Source organism: Chloracidobacterium sp., assembly GCA_025057975.1.
In the GTDB taxonomy this organism is placed as follows: domain Bacteria; phylum Acidobacteriota; class Blastocatellia; order Chloracidobacteriales; family Chloracidobacteriaceae; genus Chloracidobacterium.
The window spans coordinates 166,896-191,251 of the sequence record JANWUV010000002.1; the positions used below are offsets into that span (position 1 = coordinate 166,896).

Genomic DNA, 24,356 nt, shown 5'->3' on the forward strand with positions numbered 1-24,356 from the left:
GGCTGACGCTGGTTGCGGCAATTCGGGCGCAGGTTTCCCAACCCCAAACATTGTCTAACAACCGGCGTTCGGCGACGGCGGACAGGCGTCCCCGATGGCGTTCTTGCCGGGGTCGCGCACCTTCACCGACGCCGACGGCCTACCGCAAAACTCCGTTATGACAATGACCACCGACGCCGATGGCTATTTGTGGGTCGGGACGCAGGACGGCGCGGCGCGGTATGACGGACATCAATGGCAACGGTTCAACATGCCCAGTGAAAGGGGGTCAAACTGGGTACGGGCGCTGTTGCCGGCGACGGACGGGCGGCTCTGGTTTGGCACCGACGCCGACGGCGTTTTTGTTCGGAAGGAGGGGCGGTTTACCGAGCACTACCACGCCGGCCAAGCTGGCTTTCCACACAACACGGTCACGGCGCTGGCGGAACTGCCGAACCGGGGCGGCCGTCCAACAATCTGGGCCGGGACGCTGGGCGGCGGACTGACGCGCTTTGACGGCGAGCGGTGGCATACATTCAAACAGTCCAACGCCGGTTTACCAAGCGACCGCATCCGCGCGCTGCTTGCTTCCGAACGGGACGCACAACCGCTGCTGTGGGTGGCGACTGAAGCAGGGTTGGTCGAGTGGCGGGACGACCGTGTGCAGCGCATCCACTCAACGGCGACCGGACTTCCCGCCGACGACATTCGGGCGTTGGTTGAAGTGCGCACGCCGGACGGCGACCAAACCCTCTGGGTCGGCTTCGCCAACGGCGGCGTCGCCGCCTACCGCGCCGGACGGTGGACGCTGCTGCGCGCCGACTTCAACGGCACGCGACAAATCCGCAGTTTGACGGCGACCTATGCGCCGAACGGCGAATGGACGCTCTGGGTCGGCACGAACGGCGGTGGGCTGGCCGCCTACTGCAAGGGCGAGTGGACGCTCTACAACGTGGATTCCAAGGTCATTCCCAACAGCGAAGTTTCATCGCTGTACGAGACGCGCCAGGGCAACGGCCCGCCGCTGTTGTGGGGCGGAACAAACGGCGGCGGCTGGGCGCGTCTGCGGCTGGGCGCATGGCATCGCGTTCAACTCATCCCGGATGTGATTCCCACGGTGGGCGTCAAGGCGCTGCTGGAGTACGCGGAAGCCGACGGTTCCCGTACGTTCTGGATCGGTACGCGCAACCATGGCGCGGCCTGTTTACGGGGCGGTCGGTGGGAAGTGTTTCAGCTCGAAAACAGTCCGCTGCCCAGCCGGTTTGTATCCTGCTTATACCGAACCGACAAAGCGTCCGACGGCCCGGCCGTGTGGCTTGGGACGGCGACCGGTGGGCTAGCCCGCCTGCAAAACGGCCGGTGGACGATTTTCAACCGTGACAACAGCGTCCTACCGGACAACGGGGTTTGGAGTATGCTCGAAACCGAAGACGACGCCGGACGGCCGCAACTTCTGATTGGAACGGAAAAGGGCATGGCGGTATGGCGGGACGGCGAACTGCGGCGCTTTGCGGACGACACACGCCTGCCTAACCCGTATGTGACGGCGTTGTTGGCGACCAACGAGCCGACCAGCGGCAAACGCCTGTGGTTCGGCACGTTCGGCGGCGGCGTGGCCAGTCTGTACCGTGGTCAATGGACGGTCTATGACCGCGCCAACGGCGCGCTGCCCAGCGACGTGGTGCGCTCCCTACATTGGATGGAACACAACGGCGAACGAACGCTGTGGGTTGGTACGTACGGCGGCGTCGCCGTCGGCGATCTACAGAGCGGCGCTCCAACGTGGCATGCGTTGCGTGACAACACCGACCCGGCGCTGCCGAACAACGTCGCGTACGAAGTTCGTCACGACCGGCAAGGGCGCGTGTATGTGTTTACCAATCGGGGCGTGGCGCGACTGACGCGCAGTGCGACATCCGGCTGGCGACAGCCGACAGTGGAGACATTCACCACCGAGGACGGCTTGCCCAGCAACGAATGCAACGGCGGTGCAGGGCTGTGCGACACCGAGGGACGACTCTGGATCGGGACGGTCGCCGGACTGGCGATGTTCGATGAGCGCAGGGAAATCACGGAGCGGATGAGCGCGCCGCCGCGTCTGACGCGCGCGCTCATTCGGGATCAGGAAGGCCGGTTTGACCAGCCGTTGACGCTCGCCTACGACCAAAACGCGATGACGTTTGAGTATGAGTTGCCGGGCTTTTTCCGGTGCGCTGAGACCCAGTACGCCACGCAGTTGCTCGGCTATGACGCCGAGCCGACGCCTTGGACGACCGACCGGCGGCGAACTTTCGCCAGTTTGCTGCCCGGAACGTATGCCTTCCGCCTGCGCGCCCGCGACTATCTTGGACGGGTGCAGGAAGTGACGACGGCCGGTTTCACCATCCGGCCGCCGTGGTGGGCGCGCTGGTGGGCGTTCGTGTTGTACGCCTTGGCGTTTGTCGGACTGGGCTTTAGCGTCATGCAGTGGCGCGTGTATCTCCTACGGAAACGGACGCTCGAACTGGAGGCCAAGGTCGCCGAACGAACGGCCGCGCTCGCCGCCGCCAATCAAAACTTAGCCGAAAAGAACGAGAAGCTCGCGGCGGCCAACCACGATCTGGCGCGCAAGAACGAAGAACTGGCTGAGGCGCAGCGACGCACAAACTTGGTGTTCAGCGCCTTGGCGGAGGCGTTGCCCGGTACGGTGCTCGACGGCAAGTACCGACTGGATGTGAAAATCGGAGCGGGCGGCTTCGGCACCGTGTACGAAGCCACCCAGTTGACGCTCAACCGCAAGGTGGCGGTCAAGGTGTTCCGGCCGTCGCCCGGCAACGACTCACCGCAGGCGTTGGAGCGTTTTCGGCGGGAGGGCGTCTCCGCCTGTCGCGTCAATCACCCCAACGCGGTGGCGGTGTTGGGTTCGGGCGTCTCAGCCGAAGGCATCGCCTACATCGTCATGGAGTTGCTGCAGGGCTACACGCTGGCGGATGAACTCCGGCGGTGCGGCAGATTGCCGCCGGAGCGGTGCGCGGAGATTCTGATTCCCGTGTTGGATGTTCTCGAAGCCGCCCACGCGGAAGGCGTCATTCACCGCGACATCAAGCCGGACAACATCTTTCTGCACCAGACGAAAGACGGTGAAGTCGTCAAGGTGGTGGACTTCGGCGTGGCGAAGTTGATGGGCGAAGACCCGCTTGGTGAGCAAACCGTCAGCGCGCTGGGAACAGTAGTCGGGACGGCCGCCTATTTGGCCCCCGAACGGATCAAACACTTGGTTTACGATGGAAAATCCGACGTGTACGCCGTCGGCGTCACGCTTTACCAGATGCTGACTGGAGCGCTGCCGTTTACCAGCACGAGCGGTTTTGTCGGCATCGCTCTGCAGCACTTGACGCACCAGCCGCGCCCCACCCACGAAGTACGGCCCGATGTTCCTTACGAACTGAGTCAGTTGGTGGCACAGGCGCTGGAGAAGGACCCGGCGGCGCGTCCCACCCCGCGTGACCTGGTCTTGGCGTTGAGCTGGCGCCTATCTCAGCCGATGCTATACGACAGTCGCGGCTTTCCAAAAGTCGTACCGAGCGGCGCAGCGCCGTACGACGAGCACAATACACCGACACTCACCTTTGATGAACGCCTACCGTCGTCCGAAACCTGATGTCGTTCCGATGCGCCGTCGCCCCCAGCAGGGACGGGCGTTGACGGCGGCGTTGGTGGCGTTGCTGACGGGTGTGTGTCTAGTTGGTCTCTGGGCGACCTACGCCTTGCGCCATGCCTATGAGCGTGAAGCCGAAGGACGTGCGCAGGCGGAAGCACTCTTGGCGGCGCGGCGACTGGCCGCCGTCATCGGCGCTGTGAGTGAACTTTCGGCGGCGCATCTGCCACCGCCGCACACCCCACCCAACTTGAGTATGGCGGCGGCGCTCTATGATCTGACTGGCAAGCGCGCTGCCGCGACCTACGGCGGGTCGGCGGCGCATGAGTTGCCATTGCCGGAACGCCTCCCCATTGAACCAACTGGAATAGACGGCGAGCGAGTCAGCCGCTTATCCGGGGGAGAGTGGTTGGTGACCGTACCGTTGTACACGGCCGCTAGGTCGCCGGTTGGAACGCTGGGCGTGGTGGTGCGCCATCGCACCGTTCGGCTCTCCGCCATCGTCATCCGCTTGGCGTATGAACTCCCGTTGTGGCTGGCTGTCGCCGCCGCCGGATTCTGGCTAGTTCGCCATCTTGTTGCACCGTCCCGAACGCTTGCCGGCTCGTCCGACAGCCGTGCGCCAACGTCAGCGGCTTCGGTTGAAGTTGTCATGGCTGGCTATCAGGCTGTTATTGACCGCCTACAGTCGGCCGGGCGGGAACTAGAACGCCTGCGCAGCGACGCCGAAACGCGTGCCGTTGCCCAGGCGCAGTTCAGCGACCGGCTTGTGGCCAGCATTCCTGACGCGCTCATTGTAGCGGCGGCAGACGGCACAGTTGTGTTGGCGAACTTGGCGGCGCAGCGGTTGTTTGGTCGGTCGTCAGGCGTTGACTACCGTGTGTTTTTTGCGGACGCGCCGGAACTAGCTGAGATGATCGGCGCCGCTCTGATGGACGGCAGCCTGCGGCGGAAAGCTGAAATGGAAGTGGTGCTTGCCGGCCACCGGCGAACGCTTGATGTGAGCGTGGCGCCGATTCCCGGAGCGGCAAGCGTCCTTTGCTTGGTCGCCAATATCACAGAGTTAGCGGCCTTGCGGGCAACGATGCGAGCCAAGGAAACCCTCGCCGGCGTCGGCGAACTGGCGGCAGGCGTGGCGCATGAGTTCAAAAACTCCTTGGCGACAATAGACGGCTACGCGCGCCTGCTGGCGCAGGACGCGCCGCAGTCACCGGCGGCGGCGGCGTTGCGGGGGGAAGTGCGCCGATTAACGCAGGTCGTGACGGATTTTCTGACATTTGCGCGGCCGATGCGCGTCGCCTTCGCGTCCGTTAACCTGTCGGATATCGCAGCCGAAGTCGTCACCGCACTGTGCGAGACAGCCGAGCGACGCGGCGTGACATTGGAGGTTGCGCCGGACTTACCAATGGTCGCCGGGGATGCGGGCCTGCTCCGGCAGGCTTTGGAGAACCTTCTTCGCAACGCCATCGAAGCCATCCCGGACGACGCGCCGACAAAACGGGTGACACTCCGCGCGGAAACCGACCCGACTAAGACAACGCTCATCGTCGAGGATTCCGGCGGCGGTCTGCCGCCGGAGGTCGCCGCGAATCTCTTCGTGCCCTTTTTCACGACGAAAAAGCATGGGCATGGGCTGGGACTGGCTATTGTTCGGAAAATCGTCCTCGGTCACAATGGGCGCATTGAGGCTAGCAACCTACCCCAAGGCGGCGCACAGTTTCGCATCTCGTTGCCTCTGCAAACACCTGCTGAAACGCGAGGTTTCGCACGATGAGCCTGATGATCAGTATGCTGCTGGTTGGCAGCCTGGTCGGCGAGCCGATTGCTGCGGCTAGCGACCCGTGGTTGGCGGCGCAGGCGTCGTCTCAAAGCAAGAAGCAACCACGACGGCCCCCGCGTCGCTCGGCGCCGCCCACCGAGCCGACGCCCCTGCCCGACGACTTGCCACTTGGCGCACAAGAGCTTCTGGTAACCATCAAAGCTGGTGGAATGAACCCATTGGTTGGCGCTTCCCCCTCCGCTGCGGCGGCGCGTGAAGCAGTAGCGACGCCGAGTGAGAACAGCGAAAGCACCGAGGCCCCTCTCTCACCAGAGGAAGTGTGGCGACGTGCAGTGGAAGAGGCGCGTGAAGAACTGCGGGACGCCGAAGCGGAGAAACAGCGCCAAGACAACGCCGACAGCCCACCGCCACCCGGACAAGATGCATCTCTCCGTGTTTTCAAGGCGCGGGAGAACCTCCGTCGTCTGCTCGAAGAAGGCAAGGCTAAGCAGTACCGCGAGCGACCAGTGGAAACGCAACCGTAGCGCACCTTCCAATCAGGTTTTGGTATAAGCCGCCGCTGGCCATACCCTGTTTGTTGTGACGCACCACCTCACTCACTGTGGCCGGTAACGTCTCTAAGCGTGCGCTAGGTGTGCGGTGTCGGTACGCGGCGGCGTGTCCGAGGCGTGGCGACCCAACTTACGCCGGATCAGGTCGTGCAGACGGTCGAAATCAATCGGCTTAGTCAGGTAATCCGACTCTCCAAGCGGCAGGCCTTCTTCGCGGACGTACTCAATGTTGGATTGCGCCGAGATAATGATCATCGGCACATCCCGCAGCTCGCGGTAATGATCCTTTTCGCCAATCAACGTCATCACCGCCGGCCCGCTGATCTGCGGCATCATAATGTCAATGATGACCAAATCGGGCTTAGACCGCTTGAGGGCGCGGAGGCCAGCCAGACCGTCTACCGCCGTTTCAACCTCATACCCTTCGGCGGTGAGTTCGTCCCGTAACAGGTCAAGTACGTCTTGATTGTCATCAATAACCAGAATTCGCGGTTTTTTTTCAGATGATAAACGTCCCATGCAGCTTGCCGACGGGGACGAGAAGTGTTGCAATGCGCCGGCCACGCCGGCCACAACAGGTGGCGTCAAAACTTTCTACGATTTGGCGCTGTTTGTCCACTGTCCAGCACGCTGTCAGCTGTACCGGGTTAGGCGTCCGACGGACTGGAGGGTGCTGGTCGTTGCGCCTGCTCTAGAAGTTGGCGAATCACCTGCAACACGTCTTCCGGGTTCGCTGGCTTCGCCAAGTACTGGTCGCAGCCGGCCGCTCGAAAACGCGCCTCATCCCCGGTCATCGCATGGGCGGTCAGCGCCAGGACAGGTACGGTCGCCAAAGCTGGCTGCGCCTTGATGCGGCGAGTCGCCTCAAGCCCGTCAACCGTTGGAAGGGAGATGTCCATGACGATGACATCCGGCCGAAAAGCCGCCGCCGCTTCAACCGCGCTGAGGCCGTCACCGACTGCGTACACCTCGAAGCCTTCCGCCTCCAACTCAAACGTGAGAATCTCACGGCTGTCGGCGTTGTCCTCAACGACCAGCACGCGCGTCATGACGACAACGTTCCCACCGCGCCGGCGGCTTCGATCTGACGGCCGGACGTTTCCTGCTCGATTTTTTGCAGGTTGTTGAGCAGCCATGTGCGGTCAAGCGGCTTGGGGTGGTAGCCGATGACCATGGGGAACTCAAAAGCCGTTTGCGCCATCCGGCGGTCGGCTTGACTGACGACAATCACCGGAATCCCGCTCAAGGTTGGGTCCTCCGCCAACCGCTCCAAATACGTCAAACCGCTAACGCCGGGGAGAATCAAGTCAAGAACAACCACGCGCGGCCGCAACACCGTCGTTAACTCCAATCCTTCGGTCACATTGTGGGCGCTGATGACCGTGTAGCTGGTCAGGTCCAGCATCGTTTTCAACTGCTGCGCCAAATCCGGCTCATCATCAATACACAGAATGATGCGGTTGTCCGGGGACGGGCGCGGCAACAAAATGGGCTTTTCACTGGCCTCCATCCGTTCGTGCTCCCGCAGACGCACCGGCAAACGCACGCGAAACACCGACCCCTTGCCGACCTCGCTTTCCACTTCGATGACGCCATCCAGCAGGAGAATGTTTTTCCGCGCAATTGCCAGTCCCAACCCTGTGCCACCGTACTTACGGGTGGCCGAGCCGTCCACCTGCCGGAATTCTTCAAAAATATGCGGCAGGTCTTTTTCGGCGATGCCGATGCCGGTGTCCCGCACTTCGATGGTGAACGTCTCGGCGCTCGGCTCAAACTGAAGCGCCACAGTGACGCCGCCCTGCTCGGTAAACTTAAGCGCATTGGACACTAGATTCGTCACTGCCTGCCGCAGCCGCGCCGGGTCGGTTGCCACAGGCGGCGTCTCTGACGGCGCTTCAAGGTTGAGCGTCAACCCTTTTGCGCGCGCCAGCGCGTCCAGCGGCGCGATAATCTCCGACAGGAAACGCACCGGATCAATTTCGCTTACTTTGACCTCCATTTTGCCGGCTGCGATCTTCGAAAAATCAAGGAAGTTGTTGATGAGTTCGAGCAAGTTCGTCGAGTTCTCAGCGATGCGCGTCAGCGCGCGGGTCTGCGCTTCGGTCAGCGCGCCGTAGCGCCCACGTTGGAGCAACGACGTGTAGCCGATGATGGCGTTGAGCGGCGTCCGGAGTTCGTGTGACATGTTCGCCACAAACTCCGACTTGAGCCGATTGCTCTCCATCACCGCCAGATTGGCGCGGCGTAGGTCTTCGTTGATTTTGCGCAGCTGACGCTGGTTCTCATAAAGCTCGGAGTTCGCCAGCAAAAGCTCCTGATTGGCGTTCATCAAATCCATTGAACGCTCTTCGACCTTCTCTTCGAGGGTCTGCGCAAACGACTCCAACTCAGCGACGTAGTGTTGAAGCGTTTCGCGCATTTGGACGAAAGCGCGCGCCAGAGCGCCGATTTCATCCTTGGCCTCGGTGCAGATAGGGTAGGTGTAGTCGCGCCGCGCCATGGCGCGCACCGCTTCCAACAACCGCCCCAGCGGTTGCGTGACGAAGTACCGCAGGATGAGCGAGAAAAACGCCACGATAAATAGCCCCGTCAGGGTGACTTCCAAAAACAACAGCTTGAAGTGCTCAATGATGAGGAAGTTCATCCGATCAGCGCGGGCGCTCACCGCGACGATCCCTGTCGCCGGCCCTGCCGGCGTCGTGCGGAACGGCGCATAGGCCGAAATCCACGTCCCCCGCTCGTCCACATACAAGTCTGTCGCCAGCGCTTCCTGCCGCTCGACCGCCTGCCGGGCCTCAGGACGCAAAAGATGAACCGGTGGCCTGTCCATCAGCGTCTCAACTGGGACGAACTGACCATCCCGCCAGTAAAACAGGCCAATTGGCTGATCCAGTTCGTTGACGCGCTGGACAGCGCGCAGCTGCGCCGTCAGGGTCGCTAGCGCCTGCAAGTCGGTCGTCGGTTGCGGCAGCAGCTTGGTAACATCCAGCAATGTAGCGGTTGTGGCGGCGATGTGCTGCAGCTGGCGGCTTTGCTCGGCGATCTTGTCGCGGCGCAGGTTGCGATAAAACAGGTAGTCCACGCCGAAAATGAGCGGCGCAGCGCACACCAACGTGGCTAGGAGAATCTTGTAGTGCAGGCGTCCGTGAAACAACGGCTCGTCGTTTGTCGGCGCAGCCTTTTCGCCCATGGCTTCACTCTGAACAACCATCAGCCCAATCGCGTCAGTCCGCCCAGATAGGGACGCAGCGCCGGTGGGATGACGACCGAACCATCCGCCTGCTGGTGGTTCTCAAGTAGGGCCAGCCACGTCCGCCCGACCGCCAAACCCGACCCGTTAAGCGTGTGCACAAACTCCGGTTTCGCGCCGGCTTCGCGGCGGAAGCGGATGTCGGCCCGCCGCGCCTGAAAGGCCTCAAAGTTGCTGCATGAGGAAATCTCCCGATAGGCTTGCTGACTGGGCAGCCAAACTTCTAAATCGTACGTCTTGGCTGAGGCAAAGCCCATATCGCCGGTCGCTAAAACAACCTTGCGGTAGGGCAGCTCTAGCCGCTGGAGCACGACTTCTGCGTTAGCCGTCAGACGTTCCAACTCAGCGTAGCTTTCCTCCGGTTTCACAAAAGCCACCAACTCCACCTTGTCAAACTGGTGCTGGCGGATCAGCCCGCGCGTGTCGCGCCCATAGCTGCCCGCCTCGCTCCGAAAGCAGGGCGTATAAGCGACATAGCGGATGGGCAACTGCGCCCCATCCAGAATTTCACCGCGATGCAGGTTCGTTACCGGTACTTCCGCTGTCGGAATCAGGTACAAACCGCGCTCGTCGGTCAACTTGAACAGATCTTGCTCGAACTTGGGGAGTTGTCCCGTCCCAAACAGCGCGTCGCCGTTGACAATGAAGGGCGGTAGCACTTCGGTGTAGCCGTGCTCGGTCAAGTGCAGATCGAGCATGAAGTTGATGAGCGCCCGCTCCAGCTTGGCACCCAAGCCCTTGAGGACGGCGAAGCGCGCGCCGGAGATTTTGGCGGCGCGTTCTAGATCGAGGATGCCGAGCGCTATTCCCAGTTCGACGTGATCTTTCGGCTCAAAGTCGAAGCGGCGCGGCTCACCCCACCGTGCAACTTCCTGGTTGGCGGATTCATCGCCGACTGGGACGGAGCGATGAGGAACATTGGGTATGATGCGTACTAGCTCCTGCAACTGCGCCTCAACGCTTTCCCGCTCGGCTTCAAGGGCTTCAATGGCGGCTTTGAGCTCCCGCATTTCCGCCCGTTTCGCCTCGGCTTCGTCCCGTTGACCAGCCTTGAGCAGCGCGCCGATTTGCGGGCTAATCCGATTGAGCGTGGCTTTGCGCTGTTCGACCTCCCCGATCAGCCGCCGACGTGCGGCGTCAAGCTTAATGAAGTTGTCCAAGGTCAGGTCGGAGCGGCGGTTGACGAGGGACTGACAAACAAGGTCAAAGTTTTGGCGGATGAAGTCGAGTCCAAGCATAGGCTACAGGCGTTTTAGTACCGCCCTGAACGAGAAGCCGGCGGGAAAGGGTTGTGAAGCCGTCCTAAATCACGATGGTTTCCTGATACTCGCCAAACACACCCCGCAGCCGGTCGGAAATCTCGCCGACTGTCGCATAGTTCTCCACGGCGTTGAGGATGTACGGCATGAGGTTTTCTGTGCCGCGCGCCGCGGCCTCCAGCGCATCGAGCGCCGCCGTCCACGCGGCTGCGTCCCGCCGCGCCCGCAATGCGCGTACCCGCTCAATCTGCGCCCGTTCGGCTTCGGGGTCAATCCGCTGGATTGGAATCGGTTGCTCTTCCTCCACTTGAAAGCGATTGACGCCGACGACAACGACTTCGTTGTGTTCCACAGCGCGCTGGTATTCGTAAGCCGCCTGTTGGATTTCACGCTGTGGAAAGCCCTGCTCAATTGCCGCCAGCATCCCACCCATCGCGTCAATCTTTTCGATGTAGGCAGCCGCGCGGCGTTCCAGTTCATCAGTCAGAGCCTCGACAAAGTACGACCCGCCCAACGGATCGGCGACATCCGCAACGCCGGATTCATACGCCAGCACCTGCTGGGTGCGGAGCGCAATGCGCGCCGATTCCTCTGTCGGTAGACCCAAGGCTTCGTCTTTGCTGTTGGTGTGTAGGGATTGCGTGCCGCCCAGTACGGCGGCGAGCGCCTGAACGGTGGTGCGAATGACATTGACTTCGGGCTGCTGCGCCGTAAGCGTGCTGCCAGCCGTCTGCGTGTGGAAGCGCAACATCCAGGCCCGAGGGTTGGTAGCGCCGAAGCGTTCCCGCATGATCTTGGCCCACATGCGCCGAGCGGCGCGAAACTTGGCGACTTCCTCGAACAGGTTGTTGTGGGCGTTGAAAAAGAAAGACAAGCGCGGGCCGAACGTGTTGACATCGAGACCGGCGGCGATGGCCGCCTCGACGTAGGCAATGGCGTCGGCCAACGTGAAGGCAATTTCCTGAGCGGCCGTCGCGCCCGCTTCGCGGATGTGGTAACCGGAAATCGAAATGGTGTTCCAGTTGGGCACTTCGCGGGCGCAGTAGGCAAACAGGTCGGTGATGAGTCGCAGCGAGGGACGGGGCGGATAAATGTACGTGCCGCGCGCGATGTACTCCTTGAGAATGTCGTTCTGCACCGTCCCGTTGAGCTTGTTCGGCGGAACGCCCTGCCGTTTGCCGACGGCGATGTAAAGCGCCAGTAGAATCGGCGCCGTGGCGTTGATGGTCATCGAAGTCGAAACTTGGTCGAGCGGGATGCCGTCGAACAACGTCGCCATGTCTTCGATGGAATCAATGGCGACGCCGACTTTGCCGACCTCGCCCAACGCAAGCGGCGAATCTGAATCCAAGCCGATCTGGGTCGGCAAATCAAAGGCGACGCTCAGGCCGGTCGTCCCCTGAGACAGCAAGTAGCGGTAACGCGCGTTGGATTCGGCCGCCGTTGCAAAACCAGCGTACTGGCGCATCGTCCACAGTTTGGCGCGGTACATCGTAGCGTGAATGCCGCGTGTAAAAGGGTACCGGCCCGGTTCTTCGTCACCAGCGGCCGGGGCGTCGGCGGGTAGGTAGTAGGGCTTTAGCTCAATGCCGGACGAAGTAAAACGCTTGGCTTCGACTTTTGGAGACATAACGCCGTGTGGGGAACGCGGAGTAACGAAGTTCAAGGGCGACACAGGAGCTTACGAGTGCGTGACACGATGATAGTGTGTCAAACGGGCGTTTGCTACATTGCCGGCCCGCAAAGCGACATCCTTTCCGCCTGAAGCGGTGGCTCTAGGCTGATTCGCTGAGGCTTGCGTATGCCGTCACGCTTGACCCGAACCCCCTTTGGTTTCCCCTACGCACTGCTGGTTTGGGGGCTTGGGACGCTCTTTTGGCTATTGGTGGTCGTTCTCGAACTCAAGACGCTAGGAGCGATACGGGGCGATGTACGCCATCTGTTGAGCGGGCGGGATGGTGTGGCGGCGGGTGTGTTCTTGCTGCTGTTTGTCCTGTGCTCATTTTTGCGCCGGCGCTCGGAAACCTACCTCTACACCCCAGCCGAAGACGGCCTGACGGTGCTGTTTGTCTTGGTCTTTCCCAAGGAAGTCACCATTCTCCTGCTTGGGATAGCCGGCATTCTGGAAGCGGTTAGTCAGCAGGCCGAGCGCTTGCAAAAAGGGCTGCCCGTTGGGGGCTGGCTCATTGCGCTTGGGGAAGTGCTCTTCCATGGCTCGGTGGCAGCCTTCATCGGTCTGACGGGCGGCACGATGGAGCAGGCGTTGCATCTGACTGAGTGGCATACCCGTCCGCAGTTTCATCTGCGCGAACTGCTGACCATCCCGCTAATTTACCTATCAGTCTTTCTCATGCGGGTAAGCGTGTCGTTCCTCACCCTCTGGGTGCGGGGCGTTTCGTTCGCGGCGTTCTGGCAGGAGGTGCGCGCCACGCAGTCGGTCATTACCTTTCTCGCCGAATTCGCCACCGTCGTCCTCTCAATCATGATTGCGGTGGTCTATGCGCGACTTGATTTCCCACCGGTGCTCGCGCTGGGAACGGTGTTGGTGGCGTTGGTGGCCCTGCTGAGCCAGCAGGCGGCGGCGCTTGCGCGTCAACAACGCACCATCGCCGAAATGAAAATCCTCGTCGGCGTGGGGCGGGCGTTGAGCAATCCGGCGCAAACTCGCCGTGAACTGCTCAAAGCCCTGTACTATGAGGGACGCGATTTGTTTCAAGCCGACTCCCTGGCGGTTTATCTCTTTCCCGAAGACGGTACAACGCCGCGCACACTGGAGTGGCAGCCCATTGCAGCCAACCAGCCCAAGCGGGAGCGGCGCGGCGTGGAACGCGATTCCCAGCAAAGCGACCTGTGGAACATCACTGGTGAGCGCGAGAGGCTTCAGCCAGAAATGGACGCGCTGGGGTTGGCGGAGTGGTGCGTTCGGCACAAGCAGGCGCTGCGGATCGGCGATTTGGAGCGCGAAGCGGCTGCGTACGGCTACCGCTGGTTGACCGAACGACTGCCCTATCGCTCGTGGATGGGTGTACCGCTGGAAGCGGAAAAGAAAACCTTAGGCGTCATCAGTGTCGCCAGCCATCGGCCGCGGGCGTTTTCCGAGCAGGACGAGACCATGCTACGAGCATTGGGACAGCAACTGGTTGGTGCGCTGGAAAACGCCCGACTCTATGAATTGGCGACGGTGGACGGACTGACTAGCCTTCTCAACGCCCGTACCGTCCGAGCGAAACTGGCCGAAGTGTTCGCCAAAACGCTGGCGTCAAACAGCCAGATGGCCGTCCTGATGTTCGACATTGATCACTTCAAGAAGGTCAACGACACCTACGGTCACGAAGTCGGGAACGAAGTGCTACGCCATTTGGCGCAGTTGGTACGAAGCAAACTGCGCGACACTGACATTGCTGGGCGCTATGGCGGCGAAGAGTTTCTCGTTGTGCTGCCGCAGACACCGGCCAAAAACGCCGTAGAGGTCGCTGAACGTCTCCGCCGTCACATCGAGAGCCGTCCGGTCGCCACCGCCGCCGGGGAGTTGCACATCACGGCCAGTTTCGGCGTGGCGGCCGTTCCAAAGCTGCCTGTCGCCACGCCGGAAGAACTCATTGCGGCGGCCGACAAGGCGCTTTACGCCTCCAAGCGCGACGGACGCAACCGCGTCACAGAAGCGTCACTGTCGGCGTAAGCGATGCACTTGACGCGGAGCTTTGTTAGCCCGCCGCGAGATCGCTCTCGGAGATCGCGCCTGTACAACCCCGGCAACCCCCGCCCAGGCCGGGGCGGGCGTCATGACGCCGTTTGGCACGCTGGGTCAAGCGCCGCAACGTACGGCAGGTTGCGGTATCGCTCGCCGTAGTCTAAACCAAAACCGACCACAAACTCGTTGGGAATTGTGAAGCCAACGTAGTCCACATCTACCGCTCGTCGCCGTCGCTCCGGCTTGTCCAGCAGCGCTGCTACACGAACGGACGCCGCTTCGCGCCGGCGGAACATATCTAGCAGGTAGGACAAGGTGAGGCCGGTGTCCACAATGTCCTCGACGATGATGACATCCTTGCCCTTGAGACTGGTATCGAGGTCTTTGAGCAGGCGAACTTCGCCGGACGATTTCGTTGACGCGCCGTAGCTTGATACAGCGATAAAGTCCACCGTGACCGGCAAATCAATCGTTCGGAGCAAATCTGCGCCGAACGGCACGGCGCCCTTCAAAACAACGACCAGCAGTGGCGACCGTCCGGTGTAATCCTGCGTAATGGCGGCGCCCAGTTCTCGAATGCGCGCTTGAATGCGCGCAGCCTCAAACAGTACGGTAAGTTGTGGCTGATCAAATTCGGGCATGGCGCTTCCTCCTTTGTCGGCATCTCCTAACTAACGCGGACCGGCTGGTGTGCAAGCTATCAACTAAGGCGATGATGAGGGAAGCGACCGGCTTCCGGCCGCCGTGGGGAAAAAGGGCTGTGGTGCGACGAGTGGTTTGGTTGGTTCTCGTGGTTTGGTTGGGGAGTTGGCCGGCGTCCGTTGTGGGACGGACGCCGCCAGCCGACGCATTGTTTTTCAACGGCGTCATTTACACGCTGGACGAACGCCAACCGCAGGCGGAGGCTGTCGCCGTCCGGCGTGGTCGCATCGTCTTTGTCGGTACCAAGTCCGAAGCTATGGCCTATCGCGGCGCTCGGACGCGCCTCATAGACTTGGGTGGAGCCGTCATGTATCCCGGCTTTACCGACGCCCATTGCCACCTGTTTGGAATCGGTGAACGAGAACTAACGCTCAACCTTGAGGGGACGACCACCCGCGAGGCTTTTTTGGCCGCCGTCAAGGCCCAGGTCGCTCGGACGCCGAAAGGCGAGTGGGTGGTCGGACGCGGCTGGATTGAGACCTTCTGGACGCCGCCGACCTTTCCGACCGCCGCCGAGTTGGACGCCATCGCCCCGGAGCATCCGGTGTATCTGACGCGCGCCGACGGCCATGCCAGCGTCGTCAACTCACGGGCGCTAGCGTTGGCCGGCGTCAACGAAAAAACGCCGAATCCGCCGGGCGGCGACATTCTCCGCGATCGCGCGACCGGCAAACCGACCGGCATGCTGATTGACGCCGCCCAAAGCTTGGTCGGACGGCTGTTGCCCAAGCTGTCGCCGGAGGACTATGAACGGGCAGCCGTGGCGGGGGCGCAGCGTGAGCTGTCACTAGGGTGGTGTACGATCCACAACGCAGGCAGTTCACTGTTGGAAACTGCGATTTTGCGGCGGCTGTGCCGGGAAGGAAAAATCAAGCTGCGCATCTACAACGCCGCCGCCAACCGTCCAGCGGAAGTCGCAGCGCTCTTCCGCAGCGGCCCGATTATCGGCGAAGCCAATGGACGTTTCACTATGCGCGCCATCAAGGCGTACATGGACGGTGCTCTGGGGTCGCGCGGCGCGGCGTTGCTTGCCCCGTACAACGACGCGGAAACTTCGGGACTGTTCCTGACGCAACCGGACGACTTGCGCGCGCTATGTCGGCGGGCGCTGCGGGCGGGAATTCAGATTGAAACACACGCCATCGGCGACCGTGCTAACCGGCAGGTATTGGACATTTACGAGCAGGTTTTTCGTGAAATTCCGGCGGCGCAGCGGCGCGTCCGCGACCCGCGCTGGCGCATTGAACACGCCCAAGTGCTGCATCCCGACGACATCCCGCGCTTTGCCAAACTGGGCGTCATTGCCTCGATGCAGCCGTCGCACGCCATTAGCGACTTACACTTTGCGCCGCGCCGACTGGGGTTGGAACGTCTGGCCGGTGCTTACGCTTGGCGGTCACTGCTGGACACCGGCGCCGTCATTGCCGGCGGTTCAGATGCACCGGTTGAGCGCGGTGAGCCGTTGATTGAGTTTTACGCCGCCGTCGCGCGTAAGGACTTGACTGGTTTTTCAGGCGAAGGCTGGCATCCTGAACAGGCGGTTGGGCGGCTTGAGGCGCTCAAAATGTTGACGCTATGGCCAGCCTATGCCGCCTTTGAAGAACGCGAAGCAGGCAGCATTACTGTCGGCAAGCGCGCCGACTTCACCGTGTTGTCGGCCGACTTATTCACTGTCCCAGAAGCCGATATTCTCAAGGCGCGCTGCGTGATGACCATTGTCGGCGGCGAAGTGGTTTTCGCTGCTGGCGCTTTTGCTGAAAAAGCCGTCGTCTCTCACTGAGAAGCCGCTGCTTCGATGAGAAGCCGCTGCTTCGAGAAGATCAGCCCCAGAAGCATAGCGCCATGCCGATCACGCGGCGGCGCACGCCGCCAAAGTGCGTAAACACCCCTAAGCGCACCACGATGCGGGGCCGCCGCCCAAGGGGAGACAAACTGTTACGCCGTTCAGAACAAGCCGAAGTTGTTGCTAATGAAAGACCTCATATCAACACCCGGCCTTACTGGCCGGCTGGTGCGATTTCCGAAGACAATCTAGCGGGTCAACGCACCGGCCAGCGGCGGGAAACGGTCACAGTGCGTCAAACCAGACGGCCTACAAAGTGGGCGACATAAACTCCTGCCCGCTGCGGAGAAGGCAACCCGGCAACCGAGTAGCATTCCTCTCACGGAGGCGGCGGCACGTCTCTGACCAAAAGGAGAGGTTGGAGTGCGATACCTCTCCGGAAACAGCTCTAGGTCACGAGCCAAATGAGGGCAGTGCGCCCCAGCCGGACGACCGGGGCCGGCAACAACGCCCCCCGACTCGCCGGACGCTGAATGCGGGTGTTGATCATTGGGCGAAAAATCCGCCGGCGCAAGCGTACGCCGTCAAGCGTTTCCGAGACACCGTACGTGTTCCCATTGGACTCCGTCCCCGGCCCGCTCAGGAAACGAACGTAAAAAGGGCCGGAGTCCACCATGTACTGCTGGCGAATTGTCCACGTCTCACCGGTCGCCGGCAGGGTGATGCGTAAATGGTGTGGGTACTTTAGCCCCAGCCAGTTGCGCCGTTGAGCTTCAAACACAACCTCAATGGCGTCTGTCACCAGCTGCGGCTGCGCGCCGTCAAACACCGCCCCAAATGAAAATGCGCCTGGCTGACCGGGGAACGGCTCATTCCGGTAATAAATCAGCATCCGATCACCCCGCCAGCATCGGCCCCAGTGCCAACGATTGATGGCGCGCAACATCGGTACGGTGTCGTAGTTGTGGTCGTGGTAGCCGCGTCCTGTGAATGTCACGCGCCGCTCGCAACGGCCATTTGCGTCGGTGATTTCCAGCGCCCCGTGCGTGGTACAGACCGGCGCAACCAGATTCCACGTATGCGTTCCATGCGCCATACCCGGCGCACCCACACCGGACGCCGCCAGCGCCGGGGCAAACCAGTTCTCATTGAGGTTACGGAAGGTAAACGTCCCGGTCAGCCGGCGCCCAATCGCTACTGGAATCACGGTCGTGACTTCAGTCAGTTCAACATCAACCACAAGGTGGTAGGTCGCTGTCGCCGGATCGTAGGTAAAGGCGTTACGTCCCGTCCACACCGCCGGCTGAGTGGTCGAGGCTGTGAAGTCATCGTATTCAACCAAGGCGTAGGCGATCGGACGCCCGCGATGATACAGCGCAAACGAAAACGCCGCGTAGTCGCAGGGGTTGGGCGGGGCGGCGCAACCACGCTCGTAGGCCTCAAGGTGCGCGTTGTAGTCCGCCGAAAACGGCATGCCGCAAAACCAGATGGCAACCAGCCCGTATTCGTGGTCTTCGGAAAGCGCATCAAAATACCACCACTCGTAAGCGCCCGGCTGGCGCAGCGCATGCCACGCATCTTCCGCGCGGCTGGCGATCATTCGCATATGTTCCATTGTCCGCCGCAACCCAAAATAAAACAGCCTTTTGCCCTCGGCACGCAGCGCGCGCTGCTTGGGCCCCTCTACGGCTTGGGTTGCAGGGGTTCACCGTTGTTCGGCAAAGTGGGGACGCTTCGCCGTTGATCTGTTTTCAAGCCTCATAGGGGAAGGGGCGCATTGCCGCCCGGTTGGGCGGCGAAGCGCCGACTCACTTGTAGAAAAACGCTAAATACTGATGATCCCATCCTCGTGATGAGGAATCGAGCGTTCACGCGGCGGCAGAATCTCAAAGGGCACCAGCCCCTTGCTGACCTCCTCCAACGCAATGCGCGTCGGTTTGTGACTGGTCGAACGAATACGCGGCTCCTTTCCTTTCTGGAGTTGCTTACTGCGCGCCGCCGCCACCAGAACCAAGCGGTATTTGCTGTCTGGGATGGTACGGATTTGGGGTTTTTCTGTTTCTGGCGTCGTTGTCCCAGCGTTCGTCGTTTCAGCGTTCGTCATAGGCTGTATCCGTCTCCTTACCACTCACAAAGTCATCGCTTCAGGGCGGAACGTTTCCACAATAGCGTCTAGTTTTTTTTCCGACAGACGCCACCGTTCGCGCTCCGCCTCAATAATGCAGACTAACGCGCGTAGCGCGCGCTCTAGATCGTCGTTGACGACGACGTAGTGAAACTCCCGGAAGCGCCGAACCTCCCGACTGGCGTTTTGTAATCGCTGTGCAATCGCCGCCGGATCATCGCTGCCCCGCGCAAACAACCGCCGGCGCAGCACTTCATAGTTCGGCGGCATGATAAAAATCCGAGCGGCTTCGGGCATAATTGTGGCCAAGCTTTCCGCCCCTTGCACGTCAACATCCAGAATCAAATCCTGACCACGTTCGAGGGTGGTTTCGACGAATTTCCGGTGCGTACCATAAAAGTGTCCGTGAACAACCGCCGACTCTAAGAACTCGCCGTGTTCGCGCATGCGTTCGAAGTCGTCCGGTGAGACAAAGTAGTAGTGCTCGCCGTGTCGCTCGCCGGGGCGCGGCGGACGAGTTGTGTAGGAAATCGAGTAGTGAAGATTGTCCACTTCAGCCAGCAGACGGCCTAGCAACGTGGACTTTCCCCCTCCCGAAGGCGCAGAGATAACGACCAGCATGCCGCGACGTGCAGGCGTCAGGCGGTCATTCGACATTCTGGACTTGCTCCTTCATCTTCTCGACTTCGATCTTGATGGCGAGCGCCATGTCGTGAATCACAGTGTCGCCGGCTTTGGCAAGCATCGTATTCACCTCGCGGTTCATTTCCTGTAAGAGAAAATCCATTGCTTTCCCGACGCCGGGCGTCTCACTGGTGAGCAACTCACGCATCTGCGCCGTATGGCTGCGCAACCGGGCGATTTCCTCTGTGATGTCACAGCGTTCGGCCGCATATGCGGCTTCCTGCGCTAAACGCGCCTCATCCACCCCGCCTAAGTCGCGCAGTAACGTCTGTATCCGTCGTTCCAGCCGCGCGCGCTGAGCGTCAAAAACCGTCGCCGCCGCCGCTTCAATCGCAGGAATGCGCGCGGCGACGGCGTCTAGCCGAGCGGCGATGTCGTGCGCCAATACCTCGCCTTCGGCGCGGCGCATGGCGTCTAGAGCGTCTAAGGCCTGGCCGGCGGCGTCCAGTAGTCCTTCCGCCAAGCGCGCTATCAATGCTTCATCCAACGCTAAGGCGGGTTGAATGGCGCCAGGCAGGCGTGCAATGAGGCTCAAATCAAAATCGCCAGCGACGCCTGTCGCCGCCTGTGCTTCCCGCAAGGCGGCGACATACCCCTGCACCAGTGGGAGGTTGACGTGAAACTTGATCGGACGCTGCTGTACAAGGCCGACCGTCGCCTCCACCCGCCCGCGCTGCACACGCGACTGCACGAGCTTGCGGAAGGAGACTTCCATAGCCGCCAACTCGGACGGCAGACGAATCTGAATATCGAGAAACCGGTTGTTGACCGTCCGCAGTTCAACCGTCAACGAAAACTCGTCTGTAGCAACGGCGGCGCGGCCAAAACCCGTCATGCTTTTCATTGGCAAGACCAGCCCCCGCAAGCGGTCATTTGACGGCTGTACCACATGGCTAAGCCTAGCACTATACCAAAAAATCGAACCAAAAGTCCGACCGCTCCCGCTCCGCCGCTTTAGCCGGCGTCCTGTGTCCCCGGCGACAGTCGAGCGACCAGTTCCGGCAGCCGGCTTTGGAGGCGAGCTTCATCCAGCGTGAGCACTTGCTGGCCGTCGTAGATGACACGCCCCTGAACGACAGTCAGCATGACATCGCGGCCGGTCGCCGCTGTCGTTATCGCCGTCACCGGATCATAAACCGGCTCAAGGTGTGGGCCGACAAGCGTAATGCCGACAAGATCGGCGTCTTTGCCGACTTCCAGCGTCCCGATTCGGTCGTCTAATCCCAACGCGCATGCCCCGTCCAGGGTCATCCAACGCAAGAGCGCGTCCGCTGACAACAACTGACCATCCCCTTGCGCTGCGCGACCTAGCAGTTGAGCGAACCGCCCTTCGTCCAGCAGGTCGCAAACGTTGTTGGAAGCAACGCTATCTGTGCCCAACCCGACGCATACGCCCCGCTGGCGCATGCGGCTGACCGGCGCAATGCCGTGGCCGAACTTGGCGTTGGATTTTGGGCAGTGCGCGACACTCGCGCCGTAAAATGTCAGCAGCCCAATATCTTCCTCGGTTGCACGGACGGCGTGGATAAGCAACGGTTTTACGCGCAGAACATTGAGGTCGCTCAGGTAGCGGATTGGCGAGGTGCGCGGCGGCGTCCAAGCAATGCCGCGCTCCCGCAAAAACGCAGCGAACGGCCCCTGGCCGCTGCGCAGAAAATCATCCTCCGCCTGTGATTCGGCGCAGTGGATGGCGACCGGCAACCCTTGGTGTTCGGCGTACTCAATTACCAGTCGAAACAGCAGCGCTGAAACGGAATAGACGGCGTGCGGAGAGACGCCGAGGCGGACAAGATCGGTTTCGTCCGCCCGCTGTGCTTCAATCCGGCGTTTGAGGCCGGCAAGGCTCTTTTTCGCCTGCATTGGGTCAGGGCCAAACACTTCCTGATAGGCGACGCCGCGTAGTCCGCTCTGGCGTAGAGCGCGAAAACCCGCCTCGGAAGCGCCGACATCGGCGACGGTCGTGACACCGGCGCGGACGGCCTCGACCACTCCCCACTGCGCCGATAGCTCCAAGTCCTCTGCGCTCATCCGCTCGTTGCGCAGGCGCGTCAGTGTCCGAATCCAGTCAAAGAACGCTAAGTTTTCAAGGCGACCGCGAAACGCCGTTAGTTCCAGATGAGTGTGAACATTAACGAAACCGGGACAAAGCGCCGCCTGCCCCAGCGCTGTTGTCTCTAGTGCACCAAGCCGGGCCAGCCGTGCCCGCACCTCCATTTCCGGCCCGACGGCAAGGATGCGTCCGTCCTGCACCGCTACTGCGCCGTCCCGAATTGGCGGCGTCGCCACCGGCAAAACCCACTGCGCTGTGTAAAGTCTTGTCATTTCAGTGTGATGTCCCGACCATCGCCGACGTCAAAGTATGCCGCCGCACACAACGCGCCGTTTCAGCGGCCTATCATTGAACTGATGTCTCCATTGGATTGACCCTTAGCGTCGTACCCTAAACCCGCAACTGATGCGCATGCCAGACCGCCTCGTATTTTCCTGAAACTCCCGCGCCGGTTCCAGCGTAAGAGTGCGCGTCATGCCTTGGTACGACGCGACATTTAGCCTTCTCTGCGACTGCGCTTGATGACGGCTATGGCTCCCAAAACCTATGGCTTTGAGTCGAACTAAAAAACTGTTCATTGTCGGCGGCGCCACCTTGCTTGTCGTCGGTATTGTCGCCGCCAGCGTTTTCACACGCCGCACCGACGCCCTTAGCGTCCAAATTGAGCAGGTCAAGCGACGCGAGTTGTTGGAAGCCAAAGTGTCGGCTTCCGGCGAGGTACGGCCCGTGGCGCTCTACAACCTCACGGCGGAGGTGCCGGGGCGCGTCACTGATATTTTCGTCAAGGAAGGCGATGTAGTTCGGAAAGGGCAGCCGCTCGTCAAGGTAGATCCAACCCAGCAACTGACTTCGCAGCAAAGCGCCGAGGCCAACTACCGCGCCGCCGAACAGGACGCGCGCGCGGCTGAAACCCAAGTACTCAGCGCCCGCAACTTGGTGACGCAAAACCGCGCCCAGTTGATTGCCGCGGAGACCGACCTCAACCGTCTTAAGGCGCAGCTTGACTTGCAACAAATCCAACTCCAACGTACGACGGAGTTACTTGAAGCCGGCGTCGTGTCGCGGGCGGAATTCGACACGGCGCGCGCCAACTACGACGTGGCGAAAGCCGCCTATGATGCGCAGCTGGTGCAAATTGAGCGTCTCAAGCAGGTTGTCAAGGACGCCGAAATCGCTGTGCAGCGCGCGGAAGAGTCCAGCAAGTCCGCTTGGCAGCGCGTCAAGGCGGCCCGGGCGCAACTGACCAACGCCCAGTATTTCCTCGACCAAACCGTCCGCAAAGCGCCGATTGACGGCGTGGTGTCGAGTCTCCCTGTACGCATCGGTGAGTTCGCCGTTGCTAACCTCAGCACGACGCCGCTGATGACCATCGCCGACATGTCGGAAATCAACGTTGAGGTGCAGGTGGATGAAACCGACATCGCCAACGTCCAGATTGGGCAACCGGCCAAGGTCAGGGTAGATTCCTTAGGCGACACGGAAATCCCTGGACAGGTCGCCGAAGTTGGTCAGAGCGCCGTAACCCGCTCTGGTCAGACCATTGCTGCCAACACCACTTCGCAGGAGGCCAAAAACTTCAAAGTCAAAATCCGCCTCAATCCTTCTGAGAAAGACCGTGAACGACTGCGACCTGGCATGTCGGCCACGGCCGTCATCACGACGGCGACGCGCCGGAACGTGCTGGTCGTGCCGCTACAGGCGCTGGTCAGCCGCGACCCGGCCGAACTACAAGGTGGGACGCCTGCGGCTGCCGCCCCCCAGCAAGCTGCCCCGGCCGCTGGCGAAACCGATAAGAAGCCGACCAAGCGCGCCGAAGTTTCCGGCGTGTTCGTAGAAGAAGGCGGCAAGGCTAAGTTCGTCCCAATCAGGACGGGCATTTTGGGTGAAACGGAGATTGAGGTCATCGAGGGCCTGACGGAGGGGCAGAACGTTGTCACTGGGCCATACCGGCTTTTACGGACGCTTAAGCCGGGTGCAGCCATCACCCGTGACACCAAGATGGACGCCGCCTCGTCAAACAAGGGTTGAAACTCCACACAAGGTGAACATCTTATGTCGGTTCAAACCGCGCCGGCGGTGGTTGACGGCCTGCCATCAGCGACGCGCATCCGCCCTGTCATTGAAACCAAAGACCTCTGGAAAAGCTACCGGATGGGCGACGAAGTCATCCATGCGCTGCAAGGAGTGAGCTTCACCATTCAGCCTAATGAATACATTGCTATCGTCGGGCCGTCAGGATCAGGAAAATCCACTCTTATGAACTTGATTGGCTGCCTTGATACGCCGACCAAGGGCGAGTACTGGCTCAACGGCAAGCTGGTTTCCGCAATGGACGACGACGAGTTGGCGCGGATTCGGAATCAAGAAATCGGGTTTGTTTTCCAGACCTTCAACCTGCTGCCGCGTGCAACGGCGTTGCACAACGTTGAACTGCCGCTGATTTACAGCGGCGTTCGGGCGGCGGAACGCATCCAGCGGGCGAAACGGGCGCTGGAACAAGTTGATCTGGCGCACCGGATGTACCACCGCCCAAACGAGCTTTCCGGCGGTCAACGGCAGCGGGTCGCCATCGCGCGGGCGCTGGTCAACAACCCGTCAATCATTCTGGCGGACGAACCCACCGGTAATCTCGACTCGGCGACGAGTCGTGAGATTATGGAACTGTTCAACGCCCTGCACGAACGCGGCAATACAATCATCATCGTGACGCACGAGCCGGACATCGCCGCTTACGCCCACCGCGTTCTCACCATTCGGGATGGGCGGATTGCGACAGATACACGCAACGTCACTCGTCTACCTGCATCGCCCACCAACGGTCAGCCGGCAAGATAGCCGCTGTAAAGCAGGCTGTGTTAGCCTACC

The 24,356-nt window shown here is 61.2% G+C and carries 18 protein-coding genes; 7 read left to right on the plus strand and 11 right to left on the minus strand.

The window, feature by feature from the left end; translation table 11 throughout:
• The first annotated feature begins 94 nt into the window (after nucleotides 1-94).
• The 3 genes from NZ585_02425 to NZ585_02435 are packed head-to-tail and all read left to right on the plus strand — an operon-like array spanning nucleotide 95 to nucleotide 5,920.
• Complete coding sequence (locus NZ585_02425; protein ID MCS7078893.1) at nucleotides 95-3,619, plus strand: protein kinase; 3,525 nt, start codon at nucleotides 95-97, stop codon at nucleotides 3,617-3,619.
• A complete protein-coding gene (locus NZ585_02430; protein ID MCS7078894.1) occupies nucleotides 3,591-5,390 on the plus strand; it encodes an ATP-binding protein in 1,800 nt (599 codons plus the stop codon). The genes NZ585_02425 and NZ585_02430 overlap by 29 nt, the downstream gene beginning before the upstream one ends.
• Nucleotides 5,387-5,920, plus strand: coding sequence for a hypothetical protein (locus NZ585_02435; protein ID MCS7078895.1), 534 nt, complete (start codon nucleotides 5,387-5,389; stop codon nucleotides 5,918-5,920). Before NZ585_02430 ends, NZ585_02435 begins: the two co-directional genes overlap by 4 nt.
• 93 nt (nucleotides 5,921-6,013) lie before the next feature.
• Here NZ585_02435 and NZ585_02440 read toward each other — a convergent pair whose 3' ends face one another.
• The 5 genes from NZ585_02440 to NZ585_02460 form a co-directional block, all read right to left on the minus strand.
• Nucleotides 6,014-6,466 carry a response regulator gene (locus tag NZ585_02440; protein ID MCS7078896.1) on the minus strand — a complete coding sequence of 151 codons (453 nt, stop codon included), beginning with the start codon at nucleotides 6,464-6,466 and terminating at the stop codon, nucleotides 6,014-6,016.
• A 128-nt stretch (nucleotides 6,467-6,594) separates the two neighbouring features.
• On the minus strand, nucleotides 6,595-6,996 hold the full coding sequence (locus NZ585_02445) for a response regulator (GenBank protein MCS7078897.1): 402 nt from the start codon (nucleotides 6,994-6,996) through the stop codon (nucleotides 6,595-6,597).
• Complete coding sequence (locus tag NZ585_02450; GenBank protein ID MCS7078898.1) at nucleotides 6,993-9,158, minus strand: ATP-binding protein; 2,166 nt, start codon at nucleotides 9,156-9,158, stop codon at nucleotides 6,993-6,995. The genes NZ585_02445 and NZ585_02450 overlap by 4 nt, the downstream gene beginning before the upstream one ends.
• Nucleotides 9,158-10,435, minus strand: coding sequence for a serine--tRNA ligase (serS, locus tag NZ585_02455; protein MCS7078899.1), 1,278 nt, complete (start codon nucleotides 10,433-10,435; stop codon nucleotides 9,158-9,160). The genes NZ585_02450 and serS overlap by 1 nt, the downstream gene beginning before the upstream one ends.
• Before the next feature lie 64 nt (nucleotides 10,436-10,499).
• Nucleotides 10,500-12,086 carry a methylmalonyl-CoA mutase family protein gene (locus NZ585_02460; protein ID MCS7078900.1) on the minus strand — a complete coding sequence of 529 codons (1,587 nt, stop codon included), beginning with the start codon at nucleotides 12,084-12,086 and terminating at the stop codon, nucleotides 10,500-10,502.
• 171 nt (nucleotides 12,087-12,257) lie between these two features.
• Here NZ585_02460 and NZ585_02465 point away from each other — a divergent pair, with 171 nt between their 5' ends.
• Nucleotides 12,258-14,135 (plus strand): sensor domain-containing diguanylate cyclase, encoded by a 1,878-nt coding sequence (locus NZ585_02465; GenBank protein ID MCS7078901.1) that lies wholly within the window; start codon nucleotides 12,258-12,260, stop codon nucleotides 14,133-14,135.
• Between the two features lie 101 nt (nucleotides 14,136-14,236).
• Here NZ585_02465 and hpt read toward each other — a convergent pair whose 3' ends face one another.
• Nucleotides 14,237-14,788 (minus strand): hypoxanthine phosphoribosyltransferase, encoded by a 552-nt coding sequence (hpt, locus tag NZ585_02470; protein MCS7078902.1) that lies wholly within the window; start codon nucleotides 14,786-14,788, stop codon nucleotides 14,237-14,239.
• Nucleotides 14,789-14,862: 74 nt separating this feature from the next.
• Between hpt and NZ585_02475 the strand changes: the two genes are divergently transcribed.
• Complete coding sequence (locus NZ585_02475) at nucleotides 14,863-16,629, plus strand: amidohydrolase (protein ID MCS7078903.1); 1,767 nt, start codon at nucleotides 14,863-14,865, stop codon at nucleotides 16,627-16,629.
• Nucleotides 16,630-17,080: 451 nt separating this feature from the next.
• On the opposite strand, the gene NZ585_02480 is transcribed toward NZ585_02475, so the two are convergent.
• The 5 genes from NZ585_02480 to NZ585_02500 all read right to left on the minus strand — a co-directional run bounded on the left by NZ585_02480 (nucleotide 17,081) and on the right by NZ585_02500 (nucleotide 21,763).
• Nucleotides 17,081-18,247 (minus strand): hypothetical protein, encoded by a 1,167-nt coding sequence (locus tag NZ585_02480; GenBank protein ID MCS7078904.1) that lies wholly within the window; start codon nucleotides 18,245-18,247, stop codon nucleotides 17,081-17,083.
• 210 nt (nucleotides 18,248-18,457) lie between these two features.
• Nucleotides 18,458-18,736, minus strand: a complete 279-nt coding sequence (gene rpoZ / locus NZ585_02485; GenBank protein MCS7078905.1) for a DNA-directed RNA polymerase subunit omega — start codon at nucleotides 18,734-18,736, stop codon at nucleotides 18,458-18,460.
• Between the two features lie 24 nt (nucleotides 18,737-18,760).
• Entirely contained in the window at nucleotides 18,761-19,414 is a 654-nt protein-coding gene (gmk, locus tag NZ585_02490; protein ID MCS7078906.1) for a guanylate kinase, read from the minus strand.
• Entirely contained in the window at nucleotides 19,404-20,285 is an 882-nt protein-coding gene (locus NZ585_02495; GenBank protein MCS7078907.1) for a YicC family protein, read from the minus strand. The genes gmk and NZ585_02495 overlap by 11 nt, the downstream gene beginning before the upstream one ends.
• Nucleotides 20,286-20,395: 110 nt before the next feature.
• Complete coding sequence (locus NZ585_02500) at nucleotides 20,396-21,763, minus strand: amidohydrolase family protein (GenBank protein MCS7078908.1); 1,368 nt, start codon at nucleotides 21,761-21,763, stop codon at nucleotides 20,396-20,398.
• 274 nt (nucleotides 21,764-22,037) lie between these two features.
• Here NZ585_02500 and NZ585_02505 point away from each other — a divergent pair, with 274 nt between their 5' ends.
• Entirely contained in the window at nucleotides 22,038-23,519 is a 1,482-nt protein-coding gene (locus NZ585_02505; GenBank protein MCS7078909.1) for an HlyD family efflux transporter periplasmic adaptor subunit, read from the plus strand.
• Nucleotides 23,520-23,642: 123 nt separating this feature from the next.
• Nucleotides 23,643-24,326: an ABC transporter ATP-binding protein gene (locus tag NZ585_02510; protein MCS7078910.1), complete on the plus strand. Its 684-nt coding sequence runs from the start codon at nucleotides 23,643-23,645 to the stop codon at nucleotides 24,324-24,326.
• Nucleotides 24,327-24,356: the final 30 nt, after the last annotated feature.

Bases quoted from the DNA above. Each gene is read 5' to 3' on its own strand.
- NZ585_02425 (MCS7078893.1), top strand. From the start codon at position 95: ATGGCGTTCTTGCCGGGGTCGCGCACCTTCACCGACGCCGACGGCCTA.
- NZ585_02430 (MCS7078894.1), top strand. From the start codon at position 3,591: ATGAACGCCTACCGTCGTCCGAAACCTGATGTCGTTCCGATGCGCCGT.
- NZ585_02435 (MCS7078895.1), top strand. From the start codon at position 5,387: ATGAGCCTGATGATCAGTATGCTGCTGGTTGGCAGCCTGGTCGGCGAG.
- NZ585_02440 (MCS7078896.1), bottom strand. From the start codon at position 6,466: ATGGGACGTTTATCATCTGAAAAAAAACCGCGAATTCTGGTTATTGAT.
- NZ585_02445 (MCS7078897.1), bottom strand. From the start codon at position 6,996: ATGACGCGCGTGCTGGTCGTTGAGGACAACGCCGACAGCCGTGAGATT.
- NZ585_02450 (MCS7078898.1), bottom strand. From the start codon at position 9,158: ATGGTTGTTCAGAGTGAAGCCATGGGCGAAAAGGCTGCGCCGACAAAC.
- serS (MCS7078899.1), bottom strand. From the start codon at position 10,435: ATGCTTGGACTCGACTTCATCCGCCAAAACTTTGACCTTGTTTGTCAG.
- NZ585_02460 (MCS7078900.1), bottom strand. From the start codon at position 12,086: ATGTCTCCAAAAGTCGAAGCCAAGCGTTTTACTTCGTCCGGCATTGAG.
- NZ585_02465 (MCS7078901.1), top strand. From the start codon at position 12,258: ATGCCGTCACGCTTGACCCGAACCCCCTTTGGTTTCCCCTACGCACTG.
- hpt (MCS7078902.1), bottom strand. From the start codon at position 14,788: ATGCCCGAATTTGATCAGCCACAACTTACCGTACTGTTTGAGGCTGCG.
- NZ585_02475 (MCS7078903.1), top strand. From the start codon at position 14,863: ATGAGGGAAGCGACCGGCTTCCGGCCGCCGTGGGGAAAAAGGGCTGTG.
- NZ585_02480 (MCS7078904.1), bottom strand. From the start codon at position 18,247: ATGGAACATATGCGAATGATCGCCAGCCGCGCGGAAGATGCGTGGCAT.
- rpoZ (MCS7078905.1), bottom strand. From the start codon at position 18,736: ATGACGAACGCTGAAACGACGAACGCTGGGACAACGACGCCAGAAACA.
- gmk (MCS7078906.1), bottom strand. From the start codon at position 19,414: ATGTCGAATGACCGCCTGACGCCTGCACGTCGCGGCATGCTGGTCGTT.
- NZ585_02495 (MCS7078907.1), bottom strand. From the start codon at position 20,285: ATGAAAAGCATGACGGGTTTTGGCCGCGCCGCCGTTGCTACAGACGAG.
- NZ585_02500 (MCS7078908.1), bottom strand. From the start codon at position 21,763: ATGACAAGACTTTACACAGCGCAGTGGGTTTTGCCGGTGGCGACGCCG.
- NZ585_02505 (MCS7078909.1), top strand. From the start codon at position 22,038: ATGGCTTTGAGTCGAACTAAAAAACTGTTCATTGTCGGCGGCGCCACC.
- NZ585_02510 (MCS7078910.1), top strand. From the start codon at position 23,643: ATGGGCGACGAAGTCATCCATGCGCTGCAAGGAGTGAGCTTCACCATT.